This is a genomic window from Pseudoalteromonas sp. NS-SX12 (assembly GCF_057367955.1).
Genome location: NZ_CM170634.1, coordinates 2,015,202 through 2,036,232, shown reverse-complemented (window position 1 = coordinate 2,036,232; position 21,031 = coordinate 2,015,202). Strand labels below are relative to the sequence as shown.

Genomic DNA, 21,031 nt, shown 5'->3' with positions numbered 1-21,031 from the left:
TTAGCCTAATGGGATATTTACCATCGCAAGCGCTGGCTCTTGTAATATTTTTGCTAGTACACGATTAGCGCGTTCTTCATCAATCTCTAACTGCTTGGTTAGCACTGTAAGTGCATGCTCACTACTCCATGCCTGCGCATGAATACCGAAATCAACTTCTGCAATTACAGCTTGTTCTTTACCAAACGGCACGGCTGCAAATTCCGCGCGGCGATCACTGTATTTTGTACGCCAGTCTAAGCCTGAGTTATTAGCGCATTTTGCGCTTGTAAAACAAATCATAAATTGTGGTTCACTGTTTACACTTTGCTTAATAATTAACAGACGATTTAACACATCCGCAGGTTTTTGAGCCGCATTGGTAAAGTAGTTTAAACGTGCTTGATACCAATCTTTACCATTAGGTAAGGCCCCAACGCCTGGGCTTCTACGTGGTGAGTAATCTTTTAAATAACTCTCAAATTCAGCTAATACGGCTTTTGCTGCTGGGAATGGTTCTAGCTGTTGTTCCGCGTTAGCTAGTTGGCGTAACAGCGCGTTTAGCTCAAAGCGACTGAGACGAACTTTGTCTTGATAGGCATTGCTCATTTTTTGCTGACTAAAGGCAATAAAGTCTGCGACGTCGGCATCTTCAACCTGAGACGCGCTCTGTAAATAATTTAATACCGGATTGGCATTGTACGGCCAAGGAAAGAAACGTTCGGTAAAGCGCTGCTCTATCGCCAACAACTGGGCTTCTGGGTGAGGTTTTTCGGATGCTCGCAATAATTGTTTAAATAGACTATCTCTTTTCGTTAAATAATGGTCGCTCATAGGCCACAAAACGTCGTTAGGTTCGCTCTGTGACGGGTAAAGTAAGGTATTAAGCTGCTTTAAAGACGTTACTAACTCGGCCTCTGAGTGGCTGTTTGAGGCGTCATCGCAGCCAAATAATAAAAAAGCGAAACAAATTGGTAGTAATAATTGCGTAAATTTAATCAATTTAATCTAACCTTAAAAGAGATGGTAATCTGGAGAGCGCTTATGATTTTTTCTTTTCAAAACGCCTCATTTCGCGATACGGAAACTGGATTATACAACCAAGCATACTTTATGGAAATTTTTAACCGCGAATGGCATAGGTTAATACGTGATAACGATAGTTTGTCTATTCTATTATTTAATCCACATATCAGAACCACTTCGGAGACTGAAAAAGCAAAACTAATTCAAGTAGGTAATATTCTGACCGAGCAAACACTGCGCAGCACCGATATTACGTGTCGCTTTAACGAACATTGCTTTGCGATGGGGTTATTTGGGCTCGATACTGAAGGCACAAAAGTGATTGTTTCCCGCATTCAAAACGCGCTATTAGAACAAGAGAAGCTGGGCTTATTGCACTGCAACTTAAGCATTGGTGCCGTGAACGTGAAGCCAGAGCTTACTATTGAACCTGGTGCTATTTTTGAAAAGACAATTACCGCTCTTCATTATGCAGAGCAAAGTGGTGTTAATGCGTATCAGCTAGAAACATATACCATTCACTAGCATTTAAAACGGCATTCTGAGAGTAACACCTAGCTACTTTGTAGTGAATAGATTTAGCGCAGCTTGCCGTGTTGTAGCGATTAAGTGATATATTTTTGTCGATATTCGACTAAAACTACTGCGGCTGGTGCATTTTATGTGGCGAGTTTGTGAATTAATCTGATTGCACGATTCAACATTTAATTGCCGTAAATAAACGATAAATTTTAGGCATTAAAAAAGCCCCAATTGGGGCTTTTTGTGCGCGTTCAGCTATTAAATTTTAACGCCCTTACGGATCGCTTTGTCTTTAATATACTGAGACCAGCTCTTAGCAAATTTCTTCGTTTGCGGATAATCTATCGCTTTACGAACATTTTGATAAGCCAGCTTATACTTTTCTTGCTGAAGGTATGCTTCTGCAAGATCTAAGTGGATCTGACCTTTCTTTTTATTGCCAAGCTCAAGTGCTTTGCTAAGGTTTTTAACCGCTAGTGCATAGTCTTCGCTCGTTACGAACATCGAACCTGCTTTACGATATAACTCAGAGTCATTATCGAAATCAGCTGCTTCAATGTAGAACTTCGCTGCTTTGTTATAATGCTTAGCATTATGGAAATATGCACCTAGTGTCGAAACCGTAGATTTGTCTTTCTTAACTTTCTTTGCTTTTACCGCTTTCTCAAGTGTAACACCTGCTTGGTAAGGCATTTCGTTAAGTGAATACAAACTTGCAAGGAATTTAAAATGGTTAGCTGTTTCTAACGCATTGTTACGCTCTGCTACTTTCGCAGCTGCAAGACCTTTTTTGTAGTCTTCAACTGTCATGTAGAAAGAAGCTAAACGAGTCCAAAGCTTGTACTCTGTTGGCCAAATCTTAATTTGCTCTTCACTTGTTTTAACCGCGTTATTGAACTGTTTAAGCTCAACATAAGCACCAACTTTTAAGTCGTAAGCACTTTTGATTGGCTCTTTTTTAGATAGTTCAATTGCACGGTCTGCTGGAGCAATGATGTTCTTATACTCTTTGGTTTCGTAGTAAATTGATGCAATCGCTAAATAAACTTTTGCGTCTTCTTCACCCGTAAAATCCATCCAAGCGTAGTAAGAATCACGAGCATCTTTATACTGTTTTTCTTGACGCTGTAAGTCTGCAATAAGCTTCATTACAGTTGCTTGGTCTTTAAAGTTAAGAACATCTGGCTTAGCTGCCGCTTTAGCAAGACGAATTGCGTCGTCAAACTTTTCAAGCTGGTAGCTCATTTGCGCCATGTAGTAGTTAACTTGTGCTTTATCAAATTCATCTGAAGGATCAATTTCCTTCATCATTTGAAGCGCACCAGCTACATCGCCCTCGATTCCTTTTTCCTGGTCGCCGTTGTATACATCGAATGCTCTAACAACTTTTTTACCAGTACGTTCACCCATAACCTTGGTTTTACGTTTCTTGCGCTCTTCAATCTTCGCAGGATCTGCTTTAGCCAAAGTTGGTGCAGAATAAACTGCACCACCAAGTGAAATTAATAAGGCAAGCGCGGTCACTTTAGATAAAGTTTTCATACTGCCTCCTAGTTACCTTGGTCAAGTTTGAAATCAAGTTGAACCTCGATGCCTGCTTGACGTTGTGGTTTACCATCAACAATCTTAGGCTTGTATTTCCATTTACGTAAAGCACGTTTTGCTTCACGGTCGAAAATACGTTTCGGTTCTGCGTTAATAACTTCAATATCAGTTACACCACCTACTTCATCGATTGTAAAGCGAAGTTGTACCCAACCTTCTTTACCATCACGCGCAGCTTGTGGCGGATATTTAGGCTCAATTCGAACGATTGGTGTAGCATCACCATCTCGGCCAAATGCGCCTGGGCCATCTAGACCACCTGCCGTACCACCAACATCAATTGATGGCATATTAAACTGTAATCCTGAGTTGTTATTACTCGAATTATCAGGTTGTGGCGGCTGCGGTTTAGGCGGCTGCTTAGGTGGCGGCGGAGGCGGAGGCGGTACACGCTTCCTCTCCTGCACCTTTGATTCAGGCGGATTCGTCATAATTTCGACTACAATCTGCTCTTGGTCATTGGCGGCGCGTTTATCGCCGCCAGAAATCAAGAACGCCATGAAATAAAATAAGCCGAAAGTAACTGCCCCACCTGCAATCAGTGAAAACAGAAAACGAATCATTACTTTTCTCCAGCGATTGAAATCTTCAGGTAGTCACCAGTAGCCTTGATCTGGTCCATAACCTTCATAACCACACCGTGCTTCGCTTCTTTATCCGCTTGGATAATCACGACTTCAGTAGGTTGTTCAGCTAATAGACGCTCGATGTTCGCAGATACACGTTCTACATCTACTTGGCGCTTATCCATCCAAACTTCACCGTTACCACGAATAGCAATAAAGATATTTGCATTTTTCTTCTTGGTAGCTTGTGCTGCTTTTGGTTTGTTAACTTCAATACCGGCTTCTTTAACGAATGACGTTGTTACGATAAAGAAGATAAGCATGATGAAAACGATGTCTAGCATCGGTGTCATATCTACCGCTGCGTCATCTTCTTCACGAATACGTTTATTACGTGCCATATTCAAATCTCTCTCTAGTGATGCGGCAAGCTATCGATAAGTTTATTCTTAGCCATCTTCGCTTTCGCTTCTAGACGTGTGCTAAAGAATACACCTGATAGTGCTGCAACCATTCCAGCCATTGTTGGGATCGTCGCCATTGAAATACCTGATGCCATTAAGCGTGCGTTACCAGTACCTTGAGTAGCCATGGTTTCGAAAACCGCGATCATACCCGTTACAGTACCTAATAAGCCGATAAGTGGACATACAGCTACTAATGTTTTGATCAACAACATACGCTCATCTAATTTCTCAGACGCTTCAGAAATCCATGCTTCACGGATTCTGTGTGCATACCAAGACGTAGTGTCCTGGCGGGCGTCCCAGTTAGCGATGATTCCCTTTTTCATTTTAGGAAACACGCTGGTCAGGAACCAATAGCGCTCAATCATTAATACCCACATAAGAAAGAGTGCTATTGCGACCACATATAGTACCTGGCCGCCTGTAGCCACAAAATCCCTGACAGATTCCCAGATCTCCATCAGGACTAGCATTAGGCTTTCTCCTTCTCCGCGTGAGCAGCAATAATACCAGCGCTTTGCTCATCTAGGATGTGTAGTACAGACTTAGAACGGCTTGCAACGATAGCGTGAACTAGGATTAGCGGTAGTGCCGCGATTAGACCTAGAGCAGTAGTTACTAGTGCCATTGAGATTGAACCAGCCATGATCTTCGGATCACCTGTACCGAATAACGTGATTTGCTGGAATGTTTCGATCATACCTACAACAGTACCTAATAGACCCATTAGAGGTGCGATAGCTGCGAAGATCTTGATGATGTTAACACCAGCTTCGATGCGTGGCGTTTCACGTAGAATCGCTTCATCAAGCTTAAGCTCAAGGTTTTCAACATCTTCTGACTTGTTGTCTTGGTAAACTTTAAGAATACGACCAAGCGGGTTGTTTTCGTTTGGTGTGTTAAGATTCTTAAGCTGTGAACGGATCTTACCAGTAGTTAGTGTAAGGTCAGCAAGACGAATAATCGCGATGATGAAACCAATAACTAGTAATACTGCGATTAGGTAACCAACTGTACCACCTTGGTGGAAACGCTCTTCGTGAGTCGCTTTCTGCGTGTTTAGACGTAGAATTGAACCACGAGTGATATCTGTATAGAAACCAGTGTAAGAACCAGCTGGAGTAGCACGTAGCGCTTCAGCAGAAGACAATACGTAACCATCAGGCTGACGACCTAGCGGCTGGATTTGCTTAGTTTCTGGGTGGTAAATTAAGTAACCTTGATCAGAGATAAGGTTGAAGTTACCAATACGCGTAACTTTAGCGTTAACTTCTGAACCGTCTAACTGAGCAACTGTAGTTTCGAAAGATGATACTTTCGCAGACTCAGTCATTTCAGTTTGAAGACCAATCCAAAGCTCTTCTAGTTCGCGAGTAGTTGGTAGTTCTTTAGCAGCAGCTAGAGAACGAAGAACTTCTTCACGTCCTGGCTTTTCAGCAGAAACTAGTGACGCTTCGATTGAACCGATTGTTTCAGATGCAGCACGACGTACAACACCGAACATTTCACCAAGCGTACCTTTCGCAGTTTCTAGTTCTGCTTCTTTAGACGCTAGTGTCGCTTCGTTTTGTGCGTATTGCTTCTTAAGACGATCACCGCGTGCTTCTTCAGCCGCTAGTTCACGTTGAGCTTTCTTTAATAACGCTTGCTTGTCAGCACGAGCTGATAAGAACTCTTGCTCACGTTGCTTGTTAATTTTGCCAGACGAGATACGGTCTTGCTTAACTTGCTCAAGGATTTTATCTAGAGCAGCTGTATCTGCGTGTGCATTTAGCGCAGCACCTGCAGAAACAGAAAGAACAGTAGCAACTGCTAAACCTTTAAATAGTTTCTTCATCGTGATTACTCCGCGCCAAAGATTGGAAGGCTAACAATATCGTAAGCTTTTTGCTTACGCGCCATACGAATAAGATCAGTAATAGGGCTGATGTATTCGTCACCTAGCTTGTCCCACTGCTTCGTAGAGTTGTTCCAAACCCAAGCATTCTTAAGGTCTAGAGACTGAGCTACGTAAGCGATACGACCAACACGACCGAAGTCTACAGTGATATCACGACCATCTAGGTTGATAGCACCTTGAGTAGCAGTTACAACAGTGCTGTAATCTTTCTCTGTAAGGTAAGCTTCAAGAACCTGACGGTACTTTTCAGAAGTCGTTACTGATGAGTTAGTCATTAACTCACGTAACTTTTCAACACGGTCTAAACGCTTTTCAGTGTCAAAAGGAACGTCCGCTTTGATGAATTGCTCAAGCGTATCGATCATGCGATACATCAAAGGCACAACGTTACGTTTAGTTGTATCGATTTCTTTGATTTGTTTATTTAATGATTCAATACCAGCATTTTGGTCTGCAACCAAACGTGCTAGGTGATCATTATAAACTTTTAGGATCTCAGTTTGGTTAATCGTAGTGTCATACTCCGCTTTCAGTTCAACTGTTTGCTCGAATACGTTATCGATTTTGTTCTGAGACTTTTGTGCAGCCTTAATAGTCTGACCTTCAACATTGTGAATGTCTTTCAAAGGATCTGCCATCACATTGCTGCTTGTAAGTGCAACCGCGCCAACCAACGCTGAAGCTACAAGACTTTTTCTGATTTTAACAGACATAGTTCCCAACCAATTAAGTAATGTTACTTTTTTAGAATTTAAACTGATTAAAACTCAATCATGAATGGTGCACATAAAAAATGCACCAACTCACCAATAATGCTAAATGCATAGAAGAGTGTCAACAGCCAAACTTAGTAAAATACTGCTCTAAGATAAACAAATGCTTTAATGCAACAATTTAATAAACAAACTGTTTACATTTAAGCTTTTGTTAATCGCGCTATACCGTCCAAGAAAGAGAGTTTATAGCCATATCAGATTGGCTTTAGTAAAAAATTATTAACAATTAACGCAATTAATTTTTTTTTCAAAAAAAACGCTTAGGTAGAAAGTTATTGAAAGGTTTTTAGGCTGAATTGATAAAGATATTCTGTTTTTAAATGACTAAATATGCGTTTGGGTACGCATAAGTATATAAAGAAGCATAAAAGTCATGCTTCTTTATATAAGATTACTTTAATAGACTCGACAAAACGATTATAAATTCATTCAATATGACTATGTTCGAAGACGACAAACCAAGCTAGTATTTCGCCAGATTCATTCAGAACTTCACTTTGTTCGGTAGCGGTCAATCCATTTAACTTCGCGTATTCAATAAGTGAAGATAATTTATCTGATGTTAAGGCCGCATCTACCAACTCAGACAAACGATTCTCTAACGTTTCGATCTGTGTCTTAAGATATTCGATAAATTGCTTTTTAACATGACGTTCTGAAATGACGCCAATTTTCATAAACTGAGATACATATTCAGGTAAGCTCGTATCCTTTACAGCCATTTCATCATATTCAAATAATTCTTTTAATAAGTAATTTAATTGATGTCGGTGATGTTCAGCATCTCCATTTACTTTTAATAGCCTAAGTGATTCTTTGCTCGTTATATCAAAAGAGCATTCAACGAGGTTAATGAAATGTCCCATACAGGCTCTAAACGCCTCTGACCTCACTAACATAAGCGTTCTTTCATTTCGCTGAATTATTACAGAATTAGAATGATGCATCATTAAGCCGATCTTACCATTAGCACTTAGACGCTTTTTAGATGCAATTATCGACTCACTTATATCAGAATATTCGATACCGAATTGAGAAGTAATTAGCTCATAATTGTCATCCAATTTGTCTACATTTTCAGCTTTAAATAGCTCTCTAAATAAAATATTGTTTTTAAACTTGTGTGCTATATCAATCGCATGGTTATTAATTTTAGCAAAATCAATTGCTGTTATACTGCCACTTATCTTATTAACGAATGCAAAATCATCAACTAAAATCGCTAACCCGCCATTTCCTGTTGCAATATCAAGGCATTTAAATCCGTCTTTTAGAGTTGAAAATAAAGGGAACCATTGATCTTTTAACACCCCTGTATAAGTTTTTTTATAACTTTCACCAAATGACGTTAAATGACCTTGCTTCCAATATTCGCTCCAATGTGAAGTCATCAAAAAAACTCCTTTATTATTGTTATATATTAGCTAAATCGATTCCATACAAATAAAAAAAGCCTGCAATTGCAGGCTTTAATACATCTTTAATCTTATTAGAATTTGTAGCGGAAACCTACAAAGTATAAACGACCAACGATGCTATATAAGTTTGAATCGTAACCTAAGTCACTATCTAAAACAGGATCTTCATCTGTTACATTATTAACACCAGCAGTAATGTCTAAATTCCAAGGTGTTGCATATGTATAGTTTAAGTCAACAATGTTGTAATCGTCTAACTCACCAACAGCAGTGAAGATGGTACCAGTTTCGTCTGTTTCAGTTTCTTCAGCCTGAGATGCGATATGGTTAAGATTCACATTAAGGGTGTGATCTTCGAATAACCATGTTGCACCTAGTGAAATACGACGTTCAGGAAGACCGTTACGACCAATCTTGTTAACTTTAGGTAAACCAATGATATCTGGCTCTTCATAAGACAGAACTTCTGACCAAGCGAAGTTTGTCTTAATTTCACCTGCACCACCTAAATCGAATAATGCATTTGCTTTGAAGTCAAAACCATCTGTCGAGAAACCAGGAATGTTCGCCATAGGTGCTGTAACAAGAAGTGAACGACCTGCAGGGTTACCACCACGGTCTACAGCTGCACCTTCATAACCTGGCGCGTTATCATTTGGATTCTCTGGGTCACCTAGTAAACCAATGTTTTCTAGATCAAATACGTCTTGAGTTGATAGAGAAGAAACTTGGTTAGTGATGTCAATATTGTAGTAATCGAATGAAACGTCAACATTGTCCGTTACATTATATACGATACCAAAGTTAATACTTTCTGACTCTTCTGGTTTAAGGTTTTCAGTACCAATGAAGTAAGTCGTGTGCTGTTGCGTGCGACAATCTGCACGGTTAGTTCCAGCTGATGAACAAAGTACTACGTCTTTAGCACTACTTGCAGATTCTGAAGGCGCTTTATATAGGTCTTCAAGTGTCGGAGCACGGAAACCTTGACCCCATGAAGCACGAACAACAAGAGATTCAAACGGTTGATAGCGAAGTGACGCTTTAGGTACAAACGATGAACCTACATCGCTAAAGTCATCATAACGACCGGCGAAGTTAAATTCTAAACTATCAAGTACTGGTACTACTAACTCAGCAAAAACTGCGTATTCTTCACGATCACCAGATGCAGAACCACCTGCTGTACCAATGATGTTCTTAGCTTCGTTTTGTGCCTCAGCTTGGTCAAAATATGTTGTTTCTTTATAGTTTGCACCAACATAGAGAGCTACTGAACCTGCACCTAAGTCAGCTAGATCGTTAAACGTCATGCCACCACTAAGTTCGCGAAGTGTACTACCTGAACGACGGTTACTGTTTGCAGCTAGGTCGGCAAGTTGCGAGGTGTATTTTGACTGGTCTGGGTCACGAGGATCCCAACCATCGCGAATTGCTTGCTCAACACTTGGACGGTGAACGTAACCTTGACCCCACTCGTTCATATCATAACGGTTATAGTGAGCATCAACATGCCAGTCAAATAGATCCGTTAGGCCTTCTAAAGAAGCAGCCCAGTCTTGCATGTTACTTACTTGCCAAGTATCACGTGATGAGCCAACGTTGTTGAAACGATAGTAACCACGGTCACCTTCGTTAACTGCTGTTAGACCATTTTCAGCTGGCATGTCCATAGGGAATGTAAACCAACCAGCTGCAGGAGCGTAACGGCCAAAGCTTTCGTTACGAGCATGTAGAGAACGGAAGTTAAAAGTAGTGTTATCACTTACTTCATAATCATAGTCTACGAATACTGAGTCACGTTTAGTTGACGCAGCATCTGCTGATACCGCTGTGTAATCGAAGTGACAGCCGTCATCATCTGGGAAGTCTGGCGCATCATTATGATAACTGAATAGGTCACCGTATTGTGAACAGTCTTGACCACTGATCATTGGGTTAAATTCAAACGTAGTCATATCTAAGATATTACGACCGTACCAGCTTAAACCAGTAGTACCACCGTAAGTGCCTGAACCATCGTCCGTAGAAGACGTAAACCAACGGTCGCGTGCGAAAATGATATCGCGTTCGTCGTGTTCATAGCTGAAAACAATGCTTGACTTGTCATTTGAAAGACCAGTGATGATTGAGAATGAAGACTCATCACCACCACCGTCACGGCTTGGGCTACCAGCTCGAGCTTGAACTTGAACGCCTTCAAAGTCGTCACGAAGAATGATGTTTACAACACCTGCAATTGCATCTGAACCATATACAGCAGACGCACCGTCACTCATAACTTCGATTCTTTCAACCGCAGCGAAAGGAATAGTGTTTAAGTCAGCTGCACCACCACCCATTACAGGTGAACCTGGCATTTTCTTACCGTTGATAAGTACCAATGTACGGCTTGAGCCTAAACCACGTAAGTTTACAGTAGCTTGGCTTTGTGCAGTATTACCAGATGAAGGTTGAATTGAACCAAAAGAGTTAAACGTAGATCTGTTTAACACGTCAGAAACACTTAATTGACCTGAATTGTCTAAAGACGCTCTGTCGATTACAACTACAGGGTTCGCACCTTCCATATCAGTACGCTTGATACGAGAACCTGTTACTTCGATACGTTCAACAGCTTCAGCTGCTTGTTCTTCAGCGGCATTAGCGTTTGCTGCAAACACAGCAGTGCTAGCACCACCGAAAGCGATCGCTAAACGAACCGCCTTCGCTAGTTTATTATTTAACATTTAGATTTCTCCCTGGACCACATTTGTGGATTTACTTTTATTCACAATCTAACAAATTGTTGATTGATTTTTTTGAGTCGAAACTCATTTATCCGAGAGCAATAATAATCATAAGGGCAAACATCGGTCAACATGTGTTTATAAAGTTTTAACATTTGCGCCTTAGATGTTTCAGGTGGATCACATTTATACACACTTAGAAACACTTCTACTCATGTTACAATAAAAACCTAAGCGACTGATTTTAAATACAATTTACTTGAAAGCATTAGTAAGTACAAATTGTAATCAAAAAATTACACTTTTTTTGAACTTTTTAGAAAAGGCTTTGTTGCTCATTAACCAATTGTTCAAAATTTAACATTAACGCCTTTTCAAGCGCCTCTACAATTGGCTTTAGTTGCTTATCTAAGTAATGTTGATAATCGATTCGATTTACTCCTGACACATCACCTTCAGCTACGTAAACGGGGCCGTCAAGTGTTACAAGATAATTCACCCAGTCGCCTCGTTTGATGAAAAAATCGGGGTGTTTTAGCTGGTAATCTAATACTGCTCTAACATGAGGTGGGATATTACGGCGATACATTTCAAGCTCTTGCCCCAAGCGCTTGCGATATACAAGTTTGTCATCAAATGCGCCTGATTTAAGGGCACTAACCTGTTGTGTGATGTATTCATCGACAGCTTGATTGCTAAATAGTCGTTGGTATAACTCGGTCTGAAACTCTTTCGCTAAACGAGTCCAATCGCCACGCGCCGCTTCAAGGCCTTTAAATATTAGCTCTCCATCTTGGGTAATACCGGCATAACGCTTCTTCGACCCGGTTGTTTCACCGCGCAATGTCGGCATAAAGAACGGCTGATAATGAGTTTCAAACTCAATTTCTAGTGCGCTGTCTAACCCTTTCTCACTCAACTCAGCCTGCCAGTAGCTATTTATTTTGTTAACTAGTTGCTTACCTATGTCGTTACATGTTGCTTTACAGGCTTCTCCGTCTATCGAGACAAAGGTTGAATCCGTATCACCATAGATCACTTGATAACCAGCCTGTTCTATTAACTGCCTGGTTTTTTTCATAATTTCATGACCACGCATGGTAATCGAACTTGACAAGCGCGGGTCATAAAACCGGCATCCGGTCGAACCTAATACGCCATAAAAACTATTCATAATAATTTTTATGGCATAAGACATAGTTTCATCTTTGGCTTTTTTTGCCGCTTCTCTTGCTTGCCATAGCTGACTGATAAGCGAGGGGATAAAATGTTTGGTGCGTGAAAACTGAGCGCCGTTAAATCCCTCGATCGCATCATCTTCCATTAACCCTTCAACTAACCCCATGGGATCAATCTTAAAAGTGCGAATGATTGATGGGTAAAGACTTTTATAATCAAGTACCAAGACATTCTTATAAAGCCCTGGAAGTGAGTCCATTACATAGCCACCTGGGCTTTCAAATTGTACTGGGGAGTCACCTAAATTAGGGGCGATATACCCAGCACGATGTAAATGCGGCAAATATAAATTGGTAAACGCTGCGACGGAACCACCTAGGCGGTTTAAATCAAGCCCTGTGAGTTTGGACCTTGCAATGGCAAAATCGATTAGTGATTTGTTCTGAAAAATATCCCATACCAGCTTACAGTCTTGCAGATTGTATTTGGCTAACGCTAGTTTTTCGTGTTTAAACTGGCGTTCGATTTCTGCAAGCGTATCGCCACCTTGGATCAGCTTTTCTTCACCGAGTAATTCGTAGCTTACTTGCCCTAAACGAAAGCTAGAAAAATGATAGCTTGCGTTTTTCAGCATATCGATGCCATCAAGCACCATACGGCCGGGTAAGTTAAGTTTATTGATTTTCGATTGCGTCACTCGAAGCTGACTTGCAAACCGCCCAAGCGACAACGTTATACCCAGTGCTTCTGCTCGCTTAGCTAGCATCGAAAAGTCAAAATCAATAACATTCCAGCCTATAAATACATCTGGGTCTAATTCTTGTGTGATAGCAACAAAGCGCTTAAGTAAGGCGGTTTCATCAGCAACCCACTCCAACCACTCGTGACTTTCACCTTGCCCTATCATTACCACTTTTTGGTAATTCACATTATAAAAGCCTATCGAATAGAGCACCCCTAACCCACTGCACTCTATATCGAGTGAGACACAAGTCAATTCGTGCGCGGCTAAACTCGCTTGTTCACTTTTAGCAAGTTTTGCTTGATACAAACAATGCACACCCTGGCTAAACTTATATTGCCCTTTTGCCCATGCTTGTCCTTGAATAAAACGCTCCATTAAATAGCGCTCAGCGTGGCGAATATCCTGTTCGTAAAGGATCACACCGGCTTCATTTGCTGTTTCTTTTGCAGCAAAAAAAGCTTTCAAGCTAATGAAATAAAAGCCGCTAACGTTACTTTGATTAAAATGTTTAAGCGACAGAGACTTTTGCTCAAAAGCAATCCCCTCTCGCTTAAGCGCATCGGCATACCATTTTGCATCTTCTGATAAACAAAATACCACCGCCTGCTCACCTGTCACTTCCACGCGTACAGGGCCTTCTTTAGACTTTAACCAAAACACTAAGGTCAGCTTACCGTCGCGGTCAAACTGTTGTTTGGTTAAAATTAATCCAGAAAAAGTACGCTCAATTACCATTACAACTATTATTAAACTTGATTATCGCGACAGTCTAACAAAAGAAAAAATGCCTGTATTGCATTGTTATTAATTACAAGCACCTTTAAAATCGCGAAAACGCCTTTTCTCGGACCTAACATGCTGGCTGACTCCCTAAAAAAAACCATTCGCACTATTCATACTAATATTGCAGCCAAATTACCTGATTACCGCTCACGTCCGAGTCAAAATTACTTAGTGGCAGAAATCGCTAAAACCTTAGCGGGAAACTACCACCGCACAGAGCGCATTGCAGTAATAGAAGCTGGCACAGGTACAGGCAAATCGTTAGCATATTGTATTGGTGCGATTCCCTACGCAAAGCAGCACAAAAAAAACCTGATCATTTCAACCGCCACAGTTGCGTTACAAGAGCAATTAATCAATAAAGAGCTGCCATTTTTTGCAAAAAATTCAGGGATTGAAATTAGCTTTGAGCTCGCAAAGGGACGTCAGCGTTATGTTTGCGCTGAGCGTTTATACAACGCGCTCGTTGACGATCCATCACAGCTTAATTTTTTAGCGACCACCGATGCGCCACTGAATGAAAAAGAGCAAGATAGTTTAAAACAACTGCAAGCCGCCTATAAGAAAGGCACATGGCAAGGCGATAGAGATACTTGGCCTAAAGTCATCTCCGACAATGTATGGCGTTTAATTCAAAGTGACAAACACTCATGCCAACGTCAATTGGCTAGCCATGCACACTGTCCGTTTCATAGTGCTCGCGATCGTTTAGCCAAAGCTGATGTGATTATTGTAAACCACTCATTATTACTCGCTGATCTAGAGCTCGGTGGTGGGGTTATTTTACCTGAACCGGCAGATAGTATTTACGTAATCGATGAAGCACATCATTTGCCGCAAGTAGCACGCGACTTTTCATCCGCATCAAGTACTTTAGTAGCTACCTTAGAGTGGTTAGATAAGCTAGCTAAATTTAACCAAAAAATGGCTAATGCGATTAGCTCAACACGGGCAACGGGTCTCAACTTTAAACTTGCAGACGCGATCAACGACAGTGCAAAAGACTTAAAAAATGTGAAAACGTTTTTTGCCGATAATTACTTTGAATTTAATGAAGATAATGTGCACCGTTTTGAGCAAGGGCAGTTACCAAAAGGTATCAGCAATTGGGTGAAAGATTTAAAGCAATCATCAAACAACATGCTTAAATTTCTTACCAAAATGCACGACGCGCTTACCTTAGATTTGTCTGATGGCGACGTGAGTAAAAAAGTCGCCGAGCCACTGCTATCTGAAAGCGGGCATTACTTAACGCGCCTAGATGGCTTCGCTAAGTTATGGGGAAACTTATCTATTGAACAATCTAATCCTCCCCATGCACGCTGGCTTAAGCAACTTGAATACAAAAATCACGTTGATTACCTGTTAGCAGACTGCCCTATTCAAGTCGGCTATTATTTACACGATAAGCTATGGCAGGAATGTGCAGGTGCGGTACTTTGCTCCGCTACCTTATCGGCACTAGGTTCATTTGACCACTTTGCTTTTGAAGCGGGCTTAAAACCTATCGAAGGGGTTAAGTACATCAAAGCGCAATCGCCTTTTGATTATAAAGAAAATGCTGTGCTGACTATTCCTAACATCAGCAAAGAGCCAAATCATAAAGAATTCAGCGATGAGTTAATTAAAACTCTGCCCAATTACATTAAAAAAGATCAGGCAAACTTGGTGTTATTTGCCTCTTATTGGCAAATGAACCAAGTGGCAGAGGGTCTTAGAAAAAAAGGCTTCAGTTTATTACTGCAAGGAGAGGCCTCTCGCGATGCATTACTTACGCTTCATCGCGACAAAGTTAAAAATGGAAAAGGGTCAATTTTGTTTGGCACCCAAAGTTTTTCAGAAGGGTTAGACCTACCAGGTGATTTACTGACAAACTTGATCATCACCAAAATCCCATTTGCAGTGCCCACCTCGCCGATAGAGCAAGCACAAAGTGAATATATCGAAACGAAAGGTGGTAATCCATTTTTGTCTATCACCGTACCCGAAGCGGCAAAGAAATTAGTACAAAGCTGTGGTAGACTGCTTCGTAAAGAATCTGATAGTGGTGAAATAACCATTTTAGACAGACGCTTAGTTACCAAGCGCTACGGTAAAGCCATGTTAGATTCGCTGCCCCCGTTCAAACGAAAAATCGAGTATTAATGATAGAACTAGCTTTAGAGCCAACAACTTGGCTTGTGCTTTGCTCCGCAGCATTGGCCGCAGGGTTTATAGACGCTGTTGCCGGTGGTGGCGGTATGTTAACCGTGCCTGCCCTTTTAACCGCTGGCCTGCCACCACATTTAGCACTCGGTACCAACAAGCTAGCCGCTAGTTTTGGGTCATTTACTGCAAGTTTTACGTATTACAAAAAAAAGCTTTTTAACCCACGTTTTTGGCTGGTATCAGCCTGTGCAACTGCCCTAGGTGCAATCTTTGGTACATTAATTGTTGATTTTCTTACCCAAGAGTTTCTTAACTTATTGCTACCTGTGGTGATTATTGTGGTGGCAATATATAGCTTATTTAATAAAAGCCAATTCGCAGAAAATATGCAGCTGCCAAGTCAAAACTCACAGCTAAAAGTAAAGCAAAGCTGGCAAGGGCTTATTCTTGGCTTTTACGATGGCGTTGCAGGGCCTGGTGCAGGCACATTTTGGACCGCTTCAAACAGCTTTTTGTATAAAATGGGTATATTGCTTAATTGCGGTTTAGCACGTTCGATGAACTTCATTAGTAATGTGGTATCGCTAGCTACCTTTATAGCCCTTGGCCATGTGCATTTTATGTTAGGTTTAACCATGGGCGCATTTATCATGCTTGGTGCATGGATAGGCGCACATTCGGCAATAAAATTCGGCAGCAAGTTAATTAAACCTGTGTTCAATACCGTTGTCATTGTGTTGGCCATAAAATTGATTTTAGATGTCTATGCTTAAAACAAGTGCACAAGTCGAAACGCTTAAAAACCAAGTTGAACGCTTAAAAATTAGCTGCCAACAGTTTGACCAGCAAAATTTGTTTAAAAGTGAGCGCTTTGTTAAAAACCAACACGGTTTATTTGAACACCACCTATTTCGCACTAAAAGCGTAAAGTTAAGCGATTACTTAAGTGAAGTATTTGATAACATCGACGCACTTCCCTCAAGTGAACGAAGACATGCTCAGCGTTTTGCCCTTGAGTCAATTTCACAGCAAATTGACGCTATTATCACTGCATTAAAAGCCACCAGCGTTTGGCAAAAAGAACAACAATTTAAGCCGGTTACCCGCTATAAAAAAGCAGTTAAAAAAATCATTCAATCATCGCAAGAGTTGTATCGTGAACTATCTCAAAATCATGAGTTTGAGCGTCGCTTACAAGAAATGATTGAACTTAGGCAAAACGAAAAAATAAACTGCAGTACTGAGCGCGCCAAGGTGTTAAATAACGAAATTCTTGTGCTGCATGGCAGGTTGGGCCGTTGCCGTAAGGCCATTACGGCTGTCGAGGAAAAAATTCAACTGGCGGAGAAATCAAACCGATAATGACCATACCGATTTTCTATCACCCTAGTTACTCATCTTTATCACTGCCCGACAACCATCGCTTTCCGATTGAAAAATACCAATTGCTCTACCAGTTTATTAAGCATGAATTGGCTGAGCAATTTCGCTTTATCACGCCAAAAAAAGCAAGTTTAGATGATATTAGCAAAGTACACTGCCCTATTTTTGTACAGCAGTTTGTAACAGGCACCCTTGAGCCAAAAGCGATACGTAAAATGGGGTTTCCGTGGTCGCCACAACTTGTTGAACGCACACTTTATTCAATTGGCGCATCAATTCAAGGAGCAAAGCTTGCGCTTGAAACACAAATCGCAAGTCAAATAAGCGGCGGGTATCACCATAGCTTCCCTAGCTTTGGTAGTGGCTTTTGCATTTTTAATGATTTGGTAATTGCCGCGCGCCATTTACTTGATAACAACCTAGTAAGCAAAGTTGTTATTCTCGACCTTGATGTACACCAAGGTGATGGTTCAGCGGTATGCGCACAAGCGATGGACGATATCGTCACAATTTCATTGCACTGTGAGCAAAACTTCCCAGCCAAAAAGCAACATTCAGATTACGATTTTACGCTCAATAAACACGCTAATGACCAAGAATACCAAACCATGTTACAGCAATGCTTGCTTACATTGCTTGTAGAGCAACCTGATATCGTGCTCTACAATGCCGGGGCCGATATTTATAGCGGCGACGAGCTGGGCTATTTCAACGTCAGTTTAGCGGGCGTAAAACAGCGCGAACAAAGCGTGATCTCGTTTTGTGCATCTCATGATCTCCCTCTTTTTACGGCGTCAGGTGGCGGTTACCAGCGAAATGTTGGCAACCTAGTAAATGTTCATAAACAACTATATTTAAGCATGACAAATGGATAGACGATTCCTAAGATATAAGCAATACTAAGAACAGTCACATTAAGTAATCTTAAGGAATAGCATGAAATTACATGACGATATTCATAATTATTACGAAAAATTATTAATCGACGAAATTGAAAAGCAAAAAATTGAAGCTAAGTATGACAACGACACATTGGCTGATTTTTGTTGTACTGCATTGAATCAATTGCCATCACGATACATTCGCTTTGAAGTGGATATGGCGTTTTATTCATCGCAAAGTGAACGCTTAGAAATGGAACAGCGCGTAAGAGACGCGATTGAGTTTGCAACCGCTGCCGTTGCAAAACGTGGTAACAGTGATGACTGAAAGCAATACCCTAGCAAACGCGCCTAAACACGTTCAATTAGCAGTAGATTTAATAATGCTGCTAGAACAACATGAACTTGATGCTAAAACCGTACTGCAAGCGCTTGAAATTGTACAAAAAGACTTTAAGCAAAAATGCCAAGAGCAAGCGACTTAACCCGTATTTTGGTTAACTAGTGCGGAGCTAAAAACTCAGCAGTTACAAAGCGTGTGACGTCTTGATGAAAATCACTATGATAGTATTTAAGATGAGCACGCAATAACGCCCCGTCTTGATTTAATGTATCAATTTGCTTATTCACTTTTTTAATAAACTGCCGTGTTTCCGAGTTATTTACACACATTAAACGGCCTAAAAGATATGGTTCAATGCCTGCAACCGTATAACTTACCGTTGATTCTTGCCATTGCTTCGCACTCATTTCGAGTGGATAAAAAAGCGCGTATTCACCGCGTTTTTCGCTAAACATATCCAGTATACCTTGCACATGAGATGCACCGCGTCGCACAATCTTGTTTTGCTCAGGCAATTTGGTAATTTGCTGATCTAATTTATCGCCGTATGAAATCTGGTCTGACACAATTAAGCGTCGTTGTGGATACTGCACAAACAATTCAGCCAAGCTAATCGGCTCGTTAATACCTTGCGACGATAAATCTGAGAACTGATAGAGCCGTCTGCCCAAAAACAAATTAATGGGTTTACTAAAGATAAATTGCTGAGCGCGCTGATGCGTTTTGATTTTATTCGTAATGCAAATCGATTGGCCTTTTGCCATAAACTTTAACGAACGCTTAAGTGGCACAAACTCAAAATGTAATTTATGCGTTTGCTGTGTTAAGGCTAAGATATTTGTTTCAGACGATAAGCTGCGCATGTCACTTTGTTTAAAGCTTGCTAAATCATGTGCATTATCAGTGTGCAATATTATTTTTGCTGTGGCTGGCAAACACCAACAAATAAAAACAAAAATGCTAAATTTAGTGAACGGGAATTTCAAAGGTAACCTGCTGGGGAAGTAATATTTAACGTGCTTATTGCTGTTTATCTAAACCAGTCATAAAAATTTAACAAAATTTTATAAAAGAAGCTATTGATTAGAGACACGCTGCATAATTTGGGGACAAACAACCGGTTTTAGTTATTGTAACCTAGGTCAGTTTATATTTTGTTTAGCTTATGCTTTTGATACAAATAACAGCCTAAGTTATAAATCACCTTGATAAAAGAAGATCAAAGGTGATTTAACACCTTCAGTGACTACCTATTTATTTTACATGAGGTAAAAATACTTTTACCACTAAGCCCGTTTTGCCACCTGAACGATTATGCAAACTGAGCTGGCCATGATGAGCTTCGGCAATTTCACGACACAGCGCCAAACCTAAACCACTGCCGCTGGCTTTCGTTGAGTAAAATGGAATTAATGCACTTGCCATAACTGCTTCGCTCATGCCGGGGCCCGCATCGATCACGCTGATAACGGTGCCACTTTGTTTATTCTCAATACTAACCGCAATTTCTTGCGGTTTCGAACCGGATTCATGAGCGTTTTTGAGTAAGTTAATCAACAATTGTTCAAGTTGAATATGATCAGCAAAACATCGGTGCTTTGGCACGTGCCCGTCAAGTTTAAAGGCATATTGCTGCTGCACATTGCTCAGCATACTTTGCCAATCAAGCAACTCCAATTTTGGCAATGGTAGTTTGGCAAACTTACCATACCCCTGAACAAACTCATTCAGGTGACTGATCCGCTCCTGCAATGTTGAGAACACACGTCCTAATCGCGGCTCATCCACATTTTCCGATAATAACTTGCCACTGTGCAACATCGATGACATTGGCCCTAACGAGTTATTTAATTCATGGCTAATAATACGTATTACTTTCTTCCATACCGCGACTTCCTGACGACTTAATTCGCGCGTAAGCTGTTTAAAAATATACAAGCGGTGTTGGTGATTGTTTAATAGAAATTGCCCTGTAGACAGATGCCATGTTTCACTTTCATCTTTTTCGTGCTGTAAGTGGAACAAACCATCTCTGCCCGCTTCCATTGCTTGTTTTATTTGTTCATTGGCGGCGTTGTAGAGTTCTTCACGCTGTAAGCCCTCAAGTTTGTGTTCACTATTAAATAATCGATTAGCACTGTGGTTACTAAACACCACATAATCATTGCTATCAATCAGCACTAAAGCTTGAGGAGAAGATTGCAGTACTTTGTCCAACATTAATTCTCGTTGATAAATCCACTGCTTTTCTTGGCGTAAATGGTCTGCTGTTTGATTGTAAATGTGGCAAAGGCGGCCTAATTCGTCGGGCGCATCGTATGCTAGTAGGCTAGAAAATTCACCATCTTTGAAATTTAACAATCCGGTTTCAAGGGCTTGAATGCCTGAGCTGACCGATTGCGTGAGTAGGCCGCTAATAAACCATGCCGCGCACAGAGTAATTAATATAACCACGACACTTTGTGTCAGCGAGACATCCAGTACCAGTAATAATGGGATCAGCACCAGAATAAGGCTTATTACAACCGCCAACTGCAATTTGGTTTGGGTACGATAATGAGCAAAAACAGTTTTCATAATG

At 40.8% G+C, this 21,031-nt stretch carries 19 protein-coding genes; 7 read left to right on the top strand and 12 right to left on the bottom strand.

Features of this window, described 5'->3' with window-relative positions; genetic code table 11:
* Entirely contained in the window at nt 1-981 is a 981-nt protein-coding gene (locus AC2IOM_RS09430; RefSeq protein ID WP_486358204.1) for a hypothetical protein, read from the bottom strand.
* A gap of 42 nt (nt 982-1,023) precedes the next feature.
* Between AC2IOM_RS09430 and AC2IOM_RS09425 the strand changes: the two genes are divergently transcribed.
* Nucleotides 1,024-1,530, top strand: a complete 507-nt coding sequence (locus AC2IOM_RS09425; RefSeq protein ID WP_100914535.1) for a nucleotidyl cyclase domain-containing protein — start codon at nt 1,024-1,026, stop codon at nt 1,528-1,530.
* A gap of 255 nt (nt 1,531-1,785) precedes the next feature.
* Here AC2IOM_RS09425 and AC2IOM_RS09420 read toward each other — a convergent pair whose 3' ends face one another.
* The 9 genes from AC2IOM_RS09420 to AC2IOM_RS09380 form a co-directional block, all read right to left on the bottom strand.
* The gene (locus AC2IOM_RS09420; RefSeq protein WP_486358203.1) at nt 1,786-3,069 is read right to left on the bottom strand and encodes a tetratricopeptide repeat protein; all 1,284 of its coding nucleotides are present in this window, start codon (nt 3,067-3,069) and stop codon (nt 1,786-1,788) included.
* A gap of 8 nt (nt 3,070-3,077) precedes the next feature.
* On the bottom strand, nt 3,078-3,695 hold the full coding sequence (locus AC2IOM_RS09415) for an energy transducer TonB (protein ID WP_138630493.1): 618 nt from the start codon (nt 3,693-3,695) through the stop codon (nt 3,078-3,080).
* Complete coding sequence (locus tag AC2IOM_RS09410; RefSeq protein ID WP_010559753.1) at nt 3,695-4,099, bottom strand: ExbD/TolR family protein; 405 nt, start codon at nt 4,097-4,099, stop codon at nt 3,695-3,697. Before AC2IOM_RS09410 ends, AC2IOM_RS09415 begins: the two co-directional genes overlap by 1 nt.
* Nucleotides 4,100-4,113: 14 nt before the next feature.
* A complete protein-coding gene (locus AC2IOM_RS09405; protein ID WP_010559752.1) occupies nt 4,114-4,638 on the bottom strand; it encodes a MotA/TolQ/ExbB proton channel family protein in 525 nt (174 codons plus the stop codon).
* Nucleotides 4,638-6,002, bottom strand: coding sequence for a MotA/TolQ/ExbB proton channel family protein (locus AC2IOM_RS09400; protein ID WP_010559751.1), 1,365 nt, complete (start codon nt 6,000-6,002; stop codon nt 4,638-4,640). The genes AC2IOM_RS09405 and AC2IOM_RS09400 overlap by 1 nt, the downstream gene beginning before the upstream one ends.
* Before the next feature lie 5 nt (nt 6,003-6,007).
* Nucleotides 6,008-6,778: a DUF3450 domain-containing protein gene (locus AC2IOM_RS09395; protein WP_010559750.1), complete on the bottom strand. Its 771-nt coding sequence runs from the start codon at nt 6,776-6,778 to the stop codon at nt 6,008-6,010.
* A gap of 488 nt (nt 6,779-7,266) precedes the next feature.
* The gene (locus AC2IOM_RS09390) at nt 7,267-8,232 is read right to left on the bottom strand and encodes a hypothetical protein (protein WP_486358202.1); all 966 of its coding nucleotides are present in this window, start codon (nt 8,230-8,232) and stop codon (nt 7,267-7,269) included.
* 98 nt (nt 8,233-8,330) lie between these two features.
* A complete protein-coding gene (locus AC2IOM_RS09385) occupies nt 8,331-10,988 on the bottom strand; it encodes a TonB-dependent receptor plug domain-containing protein (RefSeq protein WP_486358201.1) in 2,658 nt (885 codons plus the stop codon).
* A gap of 316 nt (nt 10,989-11,304) precedes the next feature.
* Nucleotides 11,305-13,647 (bottom strand): DNA polymerase II, encoded by a 2,343-nt coding sequence (locus tag AC2IOM_RS09380; RefSeq protein WP_486358200.1) that lies wholly within the window; start codon nt 13,645-13,647, stop codon nt 11,305-11,307.
* Nucleotides 13,648-13,767: 120 nt separating this feature from the next.
* Between AC2IOM_RS09380 and dinG the strand changes: the two genes are divergently transcribed.
* From dinG to AC2IOM_RS09350, 6 genes are all read left to right on the top strand, one after another.
* On the top strand, nt 13,768-15,840 hold the full coding sequence (gene dinG / locus AC2IOM_RS09375) for an ATP-dependent DNA helicase DinG (RefSeq protein ID WP_486358199.1): 2,073 nt from the start codon (nt 13,768-13,770) through the stop codon (nt 15,838-15,840).
* Nucleotides 15,840-16,616 carry a sulfite exporter TauE/SafE family protein gene (locus tag AC2IOM_RS09370; protein ID WP_105171707.1) on the top strand — a complete coding sequence of 259 codons (777 nt, stop codon included), beginning with the start codon at nt 15,840-15,842 and terminating at the stop codon, nt 16,614-16,616. Before dinG ends, AC2IOM_RS09370 begins: the two co-directional genes overlap by 1 nt.
* A complete protein-coding gene (locus AC2IOM_RS09365; RefSeq protein WP_486358198.1) occupies nt 16,609-17,205 on the top strand; it encodes a primosomal replication protein in 597 nt (198 codons plus the stop codon). The genes AC2IOM_RS09370 and AC2IOM_RS09365 overlap by 8 nt, the downstream gene beginning before the upstream one ends.
* On the top strand, nt 17,205-18,101 hold the full coding sequence (locus tag AC2IOM_RS09360; protein ID WP_486358197.1) for a histone deacetylase family protein: 897 nt from the start codon (nt 17,205-17,207) through the stop codon (nt 18,099-18,101). Before AC2IOM_RS09365 ends, AC2IOM_RS09360 begins: the two co-directional genes overlap by 1 nt.
* 61 nt (nt 18,102-18,162) lie before the next feature.
* On the top strand, nt 18,163-18,435 hold the full coding sequence (locus AC2IOM_RS09355) for a late competence development ComFB family protein (protein ID WP_010559742.1): 273 nt from the start codon (nt 18,163-18,165) through the stop codon (nt 18,433-18,435).
* Nucleotides 18,428-18,592, top strand: coding sequence for a YbaM family protein (locus AC2IOM_RS09350; protein WP_100913703.1), 165 nt, complete (start codon nt 18,428-18,430; stop codon nt 18,590-18,592). Before AC2IOM_RS09355 ends, AC2IOM_RS09350 begins: the two co-directional genes overlap by 8 nt.
* Before the next feature lie 16 nt (nt 18,593-18,608).
* Here the strand turns inward: AC2IOM_RS09350 and AC2IOM_RS09345 are convergent, their stop codons facing one another.
* Nucleotides 18,609-19,361 (bottom strand): type 2 periplasmic-binding domain-containing protein, encoded by a 753-nt coding sequence (locus tag AC2IOM_RS09345; protein WP_486358196.1) that lies wholly within the window; start codon nt 19,359-19,361, stop codon nt 18,609-18,611.
* Between the two features lie 343 nt (nt 19,362-19,704).
* Complete coding sequence (locus AC2IOM_RS09340; RefSeq protein WP_486358195.1) at nt 19,705-21,027, bottom strand: sensor histidine kinase; 1,323 nt, start codon at nt 21,025-21,027, stop codon at nt 19,705-19,707.
* Between the last annotated feature and the right edge of the window lie 4 nt (nt 21,028-21,031).